Origin of the sequence: Pseudomonas sp. B21_DOA, assembly GCA_030544685.1 — a bacterium.
Lineage (GTDB): Bacteria > Pseudomonadota > Gammaproteobacteria > Pseudomonadales > Pseudomonadaceae > Aquipseudomonas > Aquipseudomonas fluorescens_AO.
This window is the reverse complement of record CP086683.1, coordinates 1,902,313-1,914,158: the sequence shown is the minus strand read 5'-3', so window position 1 is coordinate 1,914,158 and position 11,846 is coordinate 1,902,313. Positions and strand designations below refer to the sequence as shown.

The 11,846-nt window shown below is 59.6% G+C and carries 8 protein-coding genes and 1 pseudogene; 8 read left to right on the top strand and 1 reads right to left on the bottom strand.

The window, feature by feature from the left end; translation table 11 throughout:
• Positions 1-82 precede the first annotated feature (82 nt).
• From LJU32_08670 to LJU32_08635, 8 genes and pseudogenes are all read left to right on the top strand, one after another.
• Positions 83-1,708, top strand: coding sequence for an ABC transporter substrate-binding protein (locus LJU32_08670; protein WKV90256.1), 1,626 nt, complete (start codon positions 83-85; stop codon positions 1,706-1,708).
• Between the two features lie 299 nt (positions 1,709-2,007).
• Positions 2,008-3,606: an ABC transporter substrate-binding protein gene (locus LJU32_08665; GenBank protein ID WKV90255.1), complete on the top strand. Its 1,599-nt coding sequence runs from the start codon at positions 2,008-2,010 to the stop codon at positions 3,604-3,606.
• Positions 3,607-3,780: 174 nt separating this feature from the next.
• Positions 3,781-5,195: pseudogene (locus LJU32_08660) on the top strand (OprD family porin).
• Positions 5,196-5,272: 77 nt separating this feature from the next.
• Entirely contained in the window at positions 5,273-6,868 is a 1,596-nt protein-coding gene (locus tag LJU32_08655; protein ID WKV90254.1) for an ABC transporter substrate-binding protein, read from the top strand.
• A gap of 73 nt (positions 6,869-6,941) precedes the next feature.
• Positions 6,942-7,952, top strand: a complete 1,011-nt coding sequence (locus LJU32_08650; GenBank protein ID WKV90253.1) for an ABC transporter permease subunit — start codon at positions 6,942-6,944, stop codon at positions 7,950-7,952.
• A gap of 11 nt (positions 7,953-7,963) precedes the next feature.
• Positions 7,964-8,890, top strand: coding sequence for an ABC transporter permease subunit (locus LJU32_08645; protein ID WKV90252.1), 927 nt, complete (start codon positions 7,964-7,966; stop codon positions 8,888-8,890).
• 10 nt (positions 8,891-8,900) lie between these two features.
• Positions 8,901-9,869 carry an ABC transporter ATP-binding protein gene (locus LJU32_08640; protein WKV90251.1) on the top strand — a complete coding sequence of 323 codons (969 nt, stop codon included), beginning with the start codon at positions 8,901-8,903 and terminating at the stop codon, positions 9,867-9,869.
• Positions 9,869-10,849, top strand: a complete 981-nt coding sequence (locus tag LJU32_08635; protein ID WKV90250.1) for an ABC transporter ATP-binding protein — start codon at positions 9,869-9,871, stop codon at positions 10,847-10,849. Before LJU32_08640 ends, LJU32_08635 begins: the two co-directional genes overlap by 1 nt.
• Positions 10,850-10,978: 129 nt before the next feature.
• Here the strand turns inward: LJU32_08635 and LJU32_08630 are convergent, their stop codons facing one another.
• Positions 10,979-11,242 (bottom strand): hypothetical protein, encoded by a 264-nt coding sequence (locus LJU32_08630; GenBank protein ID WKV90249.1) that lies wholly within the window; start codon positions 11,240-11,242, stop codon positions 10,979-10,981.
• Positions 11,243-11,846 lie beyond the last annotated feature (604 nt).

Genomic DNA, 11,846 nt, shown 5'->3' with positions numbered 1-11,846 from the left:
GGGCCCTGCATAAGTATCCGCAGGCACGACTCACGAGGTCGTACCTCACAACTAAAAAATGACAACAAATCATGAGGCCAACATGCTTAAACACGCGGTCATTCCGTTTCTAGTCGGCGCAGGCTTGTTAGCCTCCGCACCTTTCGCCACCGCTGCGACTAACCTGGTGTTCTGCTCCGAAGGGAGCCCGGCCGGTTTTGATCCAGGCCAGTACACCACCGGAACCGACTTCGACGCCTCAGCCGAAACCATGTTCAACCGCCTGACCCAGTTCGAGCGCGGCGGCACCGCCGTGATTCCTGGCCTGGCAACCAAGTGGGACATTTCCGATGATGGCCTGACTTACACCTTCCACCTGCGTGAAGGCGTCAAGTTCCACACCACCCCGTATTTCAAGCCGACTCGTGAATTCAACGCCGACGACGTGCTGTTTACTTTCAACCGCATGATCAACAAGGACGACCCGTTCCGTAAGGCGTACCCGACCGAATTCCCGTACTTCACCGACATGGGGATGGACACCAACATCACCAAGATCGATAAAGTCGACGACCACACCGTCAAGTTCACCCTGAAAGAAGTCGACGCCGCGTTCATTCAGAACATGGCCATGAGCTTCGCGTCCGTGCAGTCCGCCGAATACGCGGCCCAACTGCTCAAGGATGGCAAAGCCGCCGACATCAACCAGAAGCCGATCGGCACCGGCCCGTTCGTGTTCAAGAGCTACCAGAAAGACTCGAACATCCGTTACACCGGCAACAAGGATTACTGGAAACCTGAAGACGTGAAGATCGACAACCTGATCTTCGCCATCACCACCGACCCGTCGGTGCGTATCCAGAAGCTGAAAAAGAACGAGTGCCAGGTCACCCTGTTCCCGCGTCCGGCGGATCTGAAAGCGCTGAAAGAAGACAAGTCGCTGAAGATGCCGGATCAGGCCGGCTTCAACCTGGGCTACATCGCCTACAACGTGATGGACAAGGTCAAGGGCAGCAACGAGGCCAACCCATTGGCTGACCTGCGCGTGCGGCAGGCGCTGGACATGGCCGTGAACAAGCCACAGATCATCGATTCGGTTTACCAGGGTGCGGGCCAACTGGCGGTCAACGCCATGCCGCCGACCCAGTGGTCCTACGACACCACCATCAAGGATGCCAAGTACGACCCTGAGAAAGCCAAACAGCTGCTCAAGGAAGCCGGCGTCAAGGAAGGTACCGAGATTGTCCTGTGGGCAATGCCGGTGCAGCGTCCGTACAACCCGAACGCCAAACTGATGGCTGAAATGCTCCAGTCCGACTGGGCCAAGATCGGCTTGAAAGTGAAGATCACCAGCTACGAATGGGGCGAGTACATCAAGCGCTCCAAAGGTGGCGAAAACCAAGCCATGATCATTGGCTGGAGCGGTGACAATGGTGATCCGGACAACTGGCTCAACGTTCTGTTTGGCTGCGACTCGCTGAGCGGCAACAACTTCTCCAAGTGGTGCGACAAGAAGTTCGACGGCCTGGTGAAAGAAGCCAAACGCACTACCGACCAGGGCAAGCGCACCGAGCTGTACAAACAGGCGCAACACGTCCTCAAAGATGCAGTTCCAATGACACCTATCGCTCACTCGACGGTGTATCAACCCATGCGCGCCAACGTGCAGGATTTCAAGATCAGCCCATTTGGCCTGAATTCCTTCTACGGCGTCAGCGTCAGCAAGTAAGACATCGCGACGGCGGCGTTTCTGACGTCGCCGTTGCTTTATCTACCGGGAAAAAGGAAAAGGCCTACACCCAAATCCGCCGCAGATGATTGCTTCGGTATAGGCGCGTCGACTTTTCCTACGAGCATTAAGGCAATTACGTATTTACTGCCAGAGGCACGGTGCCTACCGTCGCGTACTGACCAGTGTCTGCGTGGGCCACCGGTTTTGCCGTACGTATTGGATTGAGCTCAATGCGACCAGAAAGTCCCGGGATAGGGACCCTGACGCATTGCACAACACTAAAAAGAGGGAGCGTCATGCGCCATACCTTGGTTTTTTCCGCTCTGTTGGGCGCCGGCCTGTTGGCCGCCACGTCTGCAAGCTACGCCGCCAGCGACAGCCTGGTGTTTTGCTCGGAAGGCAGCCCGGCGGGTTTCGATACCGCGCAGTACACGACGGCCACCGACAACGACGCCGCCGAGCCGCTGTACAACCGCCTGGTCGAGTTCGAAAAAGGCGCGACCAATGTCGTACCGGGCCTGGCGACCAAGTGGGACATTTCCGAAGATGGCCTGAAATACACCTTTCACCTGCGTGAAGGCGTGAAATTTCATACAACTCCTTACTTCAAGCCGAGCCGCGATTTCAACGCTGACGATGTCGTGTTCACGTTTAACCGCATGCTCGATGCGCAGCAGCCGTTTCGTAAGGCCTATCCCACCGAGTTTCCGTATTTCAACGGGATGAGCCTGAACAAGAACATCGCCAAGGTCGAGAAGACCGGGCCGCTGACCGTGGAGTTCACGCTCAACAGCGTCGATGCCGCGTTCATCCAGAACATCGCCATGAGCTTCGCTTCGATTCTGTCTGCCGAATACGCCGACAAGCTGCTGGCCGACGGCAAGCCGAGCGATATCAACCAGAAGCCGATCGGCACCGGGCCGTTCGTGTTCAAGAGCTACCAGAAAGACTCCAACATCCGCTACACCGGCAACCCGCAGTACTGGGATCCGAGCCGGGTCAAGCTGAAGAACCTGATTTTCGCGATCAACACCGATGCCTCGGTGCGCGTGCAGAAGCTCAAGGCTGGCGAATGCCAGATCACCCTGCACCCGCGTCCGGCCGATGTTGAAGCGCTGAAGGCCGACCCGAAGCTGCAACTGATTTCCAAGCCGGGGTTCAACCTCGGCTACATCGCCTACAACGTGCGCCACAAGCCCTTCGATCAACTGGAAGTGCGTCAGGCGCTGGACATGGCGGTGAATAAACAGGGCATTCTCAACGCTGTTTATCAAGGCGCCGGGCAACTGGCCGTCAACGCCATGCCACCGACCCAGTGGTCCTACGACGACACCATCAAGGACGCCGCCTACAACCCGGAAAAAGCCAAGGAACTGCTCAAGGCTGCCGGCGTGAAAGAAGGCACCGAGATCACCCTGTGGGCAATGCCGGTGCAGCGTCCATACAACCCGAACGCCAAACTGATGGCCGAAATGCTCCAGTCCGACTGGGCCAAGATCGGCCTGAAAGTGAAGATTGTCAGCTACGAATGGGGCGAGTACATCAAGCGCACCAAGAACGGCGAGCACGACGTCAGCCTGATCGGCTGGACCGGTGACAACGGGGACCCGGACAACTGGCTGGGCACGCTGTACAGCTGCGACGCGATCGGCGGCAACAACTACTCCATGTGGTGCGATCCGGCGTATGACAAGCTGATCAAACAGGCCAAGGTCGTCACCGACCGCGACCAGCGCACCGAGCTTTATAAACAGGCCCAGCAATTGCTTAAACAGCAAGTGCCGATCACGCCTGTCGCCCACTCGACGGTCAACCAGCCGTTAAGCACCCGCGTCGAAGGGTTCAAAGTCAGCCCGTTCGGCCGCAACGTGTTCTCGGGTGTCAGTATCGATTAAACCCACCGATTAGCCGCAATGCTGAGGGGAGCCGTCTACTCCCTCACGCAAGCGCTTTGCCGAAATTCGCCAATCCGGCGTTTTGCAAACGTTTGCGATGTGTGAACGAGTTCTAAACCAATAACCGGCATACCAAAAAAGCCGGGATAAAAAGAAAGTAAAGGAGCTTCACCCATGAAACTGAGCAGCACCGCGATACTGGCCCTGGCCATCAGCAGCATCACCGCTACGGCTTATGCGGAAACCCAAAGCCAGGCGTTCACCCCGGTGACCGTCAACGAGAAGAGCGCCCAGGCCGAAGCCACTGGCTTCCTCGAAGGGCAATCGATCAGCGGTTCGACCCGTAACTGGTACGCCAACGAACAACTCAAACGTGGCGGCAAGTTCGCGTATCGCAAGAACGGCCAGTCCACCGAAACCGATCGCCGGATCAACTGGGTCCAAGGCACGATCATCAAGTACAACTCGGGCTTTACCGAAGGTACCGTCGGTTTCAGCACCGAAGTGGCTGCTTACAACGCGATCGCCCTTGAGCGCGACCGCGAGAACCTTGCCGCCAACAATGGCGGCGCTCCGGGCACCCGCCCAGGCGCAGGCAACAACCGTACCCTGACCCGCGAAGGCGGTGACGCTGTCGGCCAGTGGAGCAAGCTGGGCCTGGCCAACGTCAAGGCGCGCATCTCCAATACCACTCTGACCGCCGGCCGCATGAACTTCAGCAGCCCGCAAGTCGATGTGATCGGCAACCGTCCGCTGCCATCGAGCTTCGAAGGCATCGCGATCCACAGCGAAGAGCTGAACAACCTGGCATTCGACGTCGCGACCTTCGACCGCGTTTCGCCACGTACCGAAGAAAGCCTGAGCAAGTTCCGCTCCGAATACGGTGACATCAACGCTGAAGCCGATCACGTCAACACCGCCGGTATTTCCTACCAGCCGTTCGCCAGCCTGACCACCAGCCTGTGGGGCACCCAGGCCGAAGACCTGTGGAACCAGTACTACTTCGGCGCCACCCACGTGTTGGGCGACAGCTCGGTGCTGAGCCTGACCACCGGCCTGAACTACTACAAGACCGTCGACGAAGGCAAAAACTGCTCGGTGACATCGACAACGACACCTACTCGCTGTCGTTCGGCCTGACGCACCAGGCCCACACCGTGACCTTCTCCTATCAGGAAGTGAACGGTAACGAGTACTTCGACTACCTGCACGAAACCAACGGTATCTACCTGGCCAACTCCCTGCTCTCGGACTTCAACGGCCCGAACGAGAAATCCTTCCAGGTTTCCTATGGCATCAACATGGCCGAGTACGGTGTGCCAGGCCTGAAATTCAACATCTACCAGGCACGCGGCTGGGGCATCGACGGCACTCACTACAAGGGTGGCGGCTACGATGGCGTGCAGGCAATGGACGGCGAGCACCACTATGAATACGGCGTCGGTGCAACCTACGCAGTACAGAGCGGCCCGCTCAAGGCCACAACGATTCGCGGCACCTACACCGCGCACCGTGCCAGCGAAAACCAGGCTGACGGCAGCATCAACGAATTCCGTCTCGTAACCACCATCCCGTTCAACATTCTGTAAAAACGCCAACCGACGGCTGACTCATGATGAGTCGGCCGTTCGGTTTTCTGTCTTCAACCGATTGCAGAGGGTTATCGATGAAAATGCTTCCCCTACGTGCGGCCATCGCGGCTGCGTTGCTGAGTGTCGCTGTCGGCGCCTCGGCCAAACCCTTGGTGGTCTGCACCGAAGCCAGCCCGGAAGGCTTCGATATGGTCCAGTACACCACTGCAGTCACGGCGGACGCTGTGGCCGAAACCATCTTCAACCGCCTGGCCGATTTCAAACCCGGCACCACCGAGGTGATCCCGGCACTCGCCGAGTCCTGGGACATCAGCGAAGACGGCCTGAGCTACACGTTCCATCTGCGCAAAGGCGTCAAGTTCCACACCACCGAATACTTCAAGCCGACCCGCGACATGAACGCCGACGATGTGGTCTGGAGTTTCCAGCGTCAGCTGGACCCGAATCACCCGTGGCACAAACTGTCGAGCGTGGGCTTCCCGTACTTTGAAAGCATGGGCTTCAAGGAACTGCTCAAAAGCGTCGAGAAAGTCGACGACAACACGGTCAAGTTCACCCTGACCCGCCGCGAAGCGCCGTTCCTGGCCGACATCGCCATGGCCTTCTCGTCGATCTACCCGGCCGAATACGCCGACCAGTTGCTCAAGGCCAACAAGACCGGCGACCTGAACAACAAGCCGATCGGCACCGGCCCGTTCATCTTCCAGCGCTACGCCAAGGATGCGCAGGTGCGCTTCAAGGCCAACCCGGATTATTTCCGTGGCAAGCCGCCGGCCGACGCGTTGATTCTGGCCATCGCCACCGACAACAACGTGCGCCTGCAAAAGCTCAAGGCCAACGAGTGCCAGGTCGCGCTGTATCCGAAACCGGATGACATCCCGAGCATCAAGAAAGACAGCAACCTGAAAGTCGACGAGCTGGACGCGATGACCGTTTCGTACATCGCCATGAACACCCAGCACAAGTACATGAGCGATGTGCGCGTGCGCAAAGCCATCGACATCGCCTTCGACAAGGAGGCCTACGTCAACGCGCTGTTCGGTAAGGGCAACGCGTCGGTGGCGGTCAACCCGTACCCGCCGACTTTGCTCGGCTACAACCATGACTTGAAGAACCCGCCACGCGACCTCGATGCAGCGCGCAAGCTGCTCAAGGAAGCCGGGGTTCCGGAAGGCACCACGTTCACCTTGTTCACCCGTAACGGCGGCGGTCCGACCAACCCCAACCCGATGCTCGGCGCACAGATGATGCAGGCTGACCTGGCGAAAGTCGGGATCAAGATCGATATCCGCGTGATGGAATGGGGCGAGATGCTCAAGCGCGCCAAGGCCGGCGAGCACGACATGGTCTCGGCCGGATGGGCGGGCGACAACGGCGACCCGGATAACTTCCTGACGCCTATGCTCAGTTGCGAGGCCGCCAAGAACGGCGAAAACTACGCACGCTGGTGCAACGAGAAATTCCAGGCACTGCTGGATGAAGCGCGGGCTAAAGTAGATCCGGCCGAACGCGCCGCGCTCTACGAACAGGCTCAAGTGCTGTTTAATCAGGACCAGCCATGGATCAGCATGGCCCATACTCGGATGTTCACTGCAATGCGCAACAATGTAGAGGGCTACCACATCAGCCCTCTCACCACTAATAACTTCGCCACCACCCAGGTGAAGTAGATAAGAAACGCCCGGCGTCCCTGACCTGAGGGACGCCGGACACGCCTAACCGGCTGATGAGGTACCACACAAGATGTTTAGTTTTATTGCCCGCCGACTGGGGTTGTTGATCCCCACGTTTTTCGGCATCACCTTGCTGACTTTCGCGTTGATTCGCATGATTCCGGGCGACCCCGTGGAAGTGATGATGGGCGAACGTCGGGTCGACCCCGAAATGCACGCTCAGGCAATGGAACGCCTGGGGCTGAACAAGCCGCTGTATGCCCAGTATCTGGACTACATCGGCAAACTGGCCCAGGGCGATCTCGGTGAGTCGTTGCGTACCCGTGAAAGCGTGTGGACCGAGTTCACCTCTCTTTTCCCGGCGACCCTGGAACTGTCCATGGCCGCCCTGCTGTTCGCTGGCATCCTCGGGCTTCTGGCCGGGGTGATCGCGGCACTCAAACGAGGATCGCTGTTCGACCACGGGGTGATGGGCATCTCCCTCGCGGGCTACTCGATGCCGATCTTCTGGTGGGGCCTGATCCTTATCATGTTCTTCTCGGTGAGCCTGGGCTGGACCCCGGTGTCCGGGCGCATCGACCTGCTGTATGACATCGAGCCGAAAACCGGCTTCATGCTGATCGACACGCTGCTGGCCGATGACGTCGGCGCGTTCTTCGACGCCCTGCATCACCTGATCCTGCCGGCCATCGTGCTAGGCACCATTCCGCTGGCGGTGATTGCGCGGATGACCCGTTCGTCGATGCTCGAAGTGCTGCGCGAAGACTACATCCGCACCGCCAAGGCCAAAGGCCTGTCGCCGTCGCGCGTGGTCTTCGTGCACGGTCTGCGCAATGCGCTGATTCCGGTGCTGACCGTGGTCGGCCTGCAAGTCGGCACGCTGCTGGCCGGTGCGGTCCTGACCGAAACCATCTTTTCCTGGCCCGGCATCGGTAAATGGCTGATCGAAGCCATCGGCGCCCGGGACTATCCGGTGGTGCAAAACGGCATCCTGTTAATCGCCTGCCTGGTGATTCTGGTCAACTTCGTGGTGGACATCCTCTACGGCTTTGCCAACCCACGCATCCGTCATCAGCGCTGAGGTCAATACCCATGAGCACTCCAACATCCTCAGTAGCCACCGCCACGTCCGCCGTGGATCAAAGCCTGCTGTACCCGTCGCCGTACAAAGAATTCTGGCAAGCGTTCTCGAAGAACAAGGGCGCCGTTGCCGGCCTGCTGTTCATGCTGCTGATCATCTTCTGCGCGATCTTCGCGCCGTGGGTCGCGCCGCATAACCCAAGCGAGCAATACCGTGACTTCCTGCTGACGCCACCGGCGTGGCTCGAAGGCGGGCAGATGCAGTTCCTGCTCGGCACCGATGAACTCGGCCGAGACCTGCTCTCGCGTCTGATCCAGGGTTCGCGTCTGTCGCTGCTGATCGGCTTGTCGTCGGTGGTCATGTCGCTGATTCCGGGGATCCTGCTGGGTCTGTTCGCCGGTTTCTTCCCGAAAGTGGTCGGCCCGACCATCATGCGCCTGATGGACATCATGCTGGCCCTGCCGTCGCTGCTGCTGGCCGTGGCGATCGTCGCCATCCTCGGCCCTGGCCTGATCAACACCGTGATCGCCATCGCTGTGGTTTCCCTGCCGTCCTACGTGCGTCTGACCCGTGCTGCCGTAATGGGCGAACTGAACCGCGACTATGTCACCGCCGCGCGCCTGGCCGGAGCCGGTCTGCCGCGCCTGATGTTCATCACCGTGCTGCCCAACTGCATGGCGCCGCTGATCGTGCAGGCGACCCTGAGCTTTTCTTCGGCGATTCTCGATGCCGCCGCACTGGGCTTCCTCGGCCTCGGCGTACAACCGCCAACCCCAGAGTGGGGCACCATGCTGGCCTCGGCCCGCGACTACATCGAACGCGCCTGGTGGGTGGTAAGTCTGCCCGGCCTGACCATTTTGCTCAGCGTGCTGGCAATCAACTTGATGGGCGACGGCCTGCGCGATGCGCTGGACCCGAAACTCAAGAACGCCGCCTGAGGAGATTCACATGTCACTGTTGGAAATCAAGAATCTCAACGTCCGCTTCGGCGACAAGACCGCGACCCCGGTGGTCGACGGCCTCGACCTCAAGGTCGACAAAGGCGAAGTGCTGGCCATCGTTGGCGAATCGGGTTCGGGTAAATCCGTGACCATGATGGCGCTGATGGGCCTGATCGAGCATCCCGGCATCGTCACCGCTGACTCGCTCAGCTTCGACGGCAAGGACATGCTCAAACTGAGCAACCGTCAACGTCGGCAGATCGTCGGCAAAGACCTGTCAATGGTCTTCCAGGACCCGATGACCGCACTGAACCCGAGCTACACCGTCGGTTTCCAGATCGAAGAAGTGCTGCGCCTGCACCTGAAAATGTCCGGCAAGCAAGCGCGCAAGCGTGCCATCGAACTGCTGGAAAAAGTGGAAATTCCGGGCGCCGCCAGCCGCATGGACGCCTATCCGCATCAACTGTCTGGCGGTATGAGCCAGCGTGTCGCGATCGCCATGGCGATTGCCGGCGAGCCGAAACTGCTGATCGCCGACGAGCCGACCACCGCGCTGGACGTGACGATTCAGGCGCAGATCATGGATCTGCTGCTGGCGTTGCAGAAAGAACAGAACATGGGCCTGGTGCTGATCACCCACGACCTGGCGGTCGTCGCGGAAACCGCCCAGCGCGTCTGCGTGATGTACGCAGGTCAGGCCGTTGAAGTCGGTCAGGTGCCGCAACTGTTCGACATCCCGGCGCACCCGTACAGCGAAGCACTGCTCAAGGCGATTCCCGAACACAGCCTCGGCGCCTCGCGTCTGTCGACCTTGCCGGGCATCGTCCCGGGCCGTTACGACCGACCGCAGGGTTGCCTGCTGTCGCCGCGCTGCCCGTATGTGCAGGACAACTGCCGCACCCAGCGTCCGGGCCTTGATCCAAAAGCCAACAGCCTCGCCCGCTGCTTCTACCCGCTGAACCAGGAGGTGGCGTAATGGCCGTCGTACTCACCGCCCGCGACCTGACCCGTCACTACGAAGTCTCCCGTGGCCTGTTCAAGGGCCACGCCACCGTGCGCGCGCTCAACGGCGTGTCGTTCGAACTGGAAGCCGGCAAGACCCTCGCCGTAGTAGGTGAATCGGGTTGCGGCAAATCCACCCTCGCCCGCGCTTTGACACTGATCGAAGAACCGTCGTCGGGCTCGCTGCAGATCGCCGGCCAGGAAGTCGCCGGCGCCGACAAGGCCGAGCGCAAGCAACTGCGCAAAGACGTGCAGATGGTCTTTCAGAGCCCATATGCGTCGTTGAACCCACGGCAGAAAATCGGTGATCAACTGGCCGAGCCGCTGCTGATCAACACCAAGCTGTCGGCCAGCGAACGTCGCGAGAAAGTCCAGGCGATGATGAAGCAGGTCGGCTTGCGTCCCGAGCATTACCAGCGCTATCCGCACATGTTCTCCGGTGGTCAGCGCCAGCGTATCGCGCTTGCCCGGGCAATGATGCTGCAACCGAAAGTGCTGGTCGCGGACGAACCGACTTCAGCGCTGGACGTGTCGATTCAAGCCCAGGTGCTCAATCTGTTCATGGACCTGCAGCAGGAGTTCAACACCGCCTACGTGTTCATCTCGCACAACCTCGCGGTGGTGCAGCACGTAGCCGATGACGTGATGGTGATGTATCTCGGTCGCCCGGTTGAACTGGGCCCGAAGAACGACATCTACGAGCGCCCGCTGCACCCGTACACCCAGGCGCTGCTGTCGGCGACCCCGACCATTCACCCGGACCCGAACAAGCCGAAAATCAAGATCGTCGGCGAACTGCCCAACCCGCTGAACCCGCCATCGGGCTGCGCCTTCCACAAGCGCTGCCCGTACGCGACCGAGCGTTGCACCACGGAAGAACCGCTGTTGCGTGAACTGGATAACCGGCAGGTGGCTTGTCACTACGCCGAGCAGTTTCTCGACGGCGCGGCGTAAGCAGATCCGGAGGCCACAAAACCCCATGTGGGAGTTCGTGTTGATTCAAGAATTCATGCGTTAACAAAACCCCTTCCACCTCGATTGCGCATCAGTCGAGGCAGAAGGGGTTTTTCTTTGCCCGGCGATCTACGTCTGGCTGTCGCCTTCGTCATCCGGATCATCGCTGTCCGGCTCGTCAGTGGTCGAGTCGTCATCATCGGCGCTGCCGCCCTGATTCATATCCCCGGGCTCCGACTCGGACTTGGCGAGCATCAGCCCGCTATGCCCGACCTGGCCGTTGAACGCCTGCGAATCGTGATCCTCACACTCAGCCCACGCCGTTGCAGTAGCGAGGGACAGCATCACCATCACTTTCAACAACATCAAAATCCGTAGCAATCTGCTTTTCATGGCCGACTCCATCCTGTTGCGCTAAGACATGCTTGCCGGACTGGCTCGATGTGAATCTAGTTGCGATCCGCCCGGCTCACCACTTAGGACGCGGCGGGGCGGGCAGAAATGCCATCGGTGGACAGATTGGTTTCGAATAACAGCAATAACAGAAACAGCTAAGCCCACGCGTGGCCTGAATGGGTTTCAAAGGACGTATAGCTTTCACTCAGCACTCACTCCCCTAAATGGATTCGCAGGCAGTCTGCTAAATATCGGCCGGCTGTCAGGCGGCCTTCGCGAGCAGGCTCGCTCCCACAGAAAAGCTAAATCAAAAGATCGCAGCCTTCGGCAGCTCCTACACACGATGAGCGCAAGCTCGAGTACCGCTTTGATCTTGATCCACCGGCGACGTCGGAAGGCTGAGTGGAGGGATTGATCCGGGCGTGGGAGCGCAGCGACCGTCTGGCGCAGCCAGACACAGCGGAAGGAGGTGCAGCGAAGCAAACCGTAGCCGCTGCGCCAGGATCGATCCCGGAGCGAAGGAACCCGAGCCTGCGAGGGCCGAACGTAGGAGCAAGCCTTTTGGTTCCTTTTTGGCGTCTGAAAAAGGGACTCGCCGTAA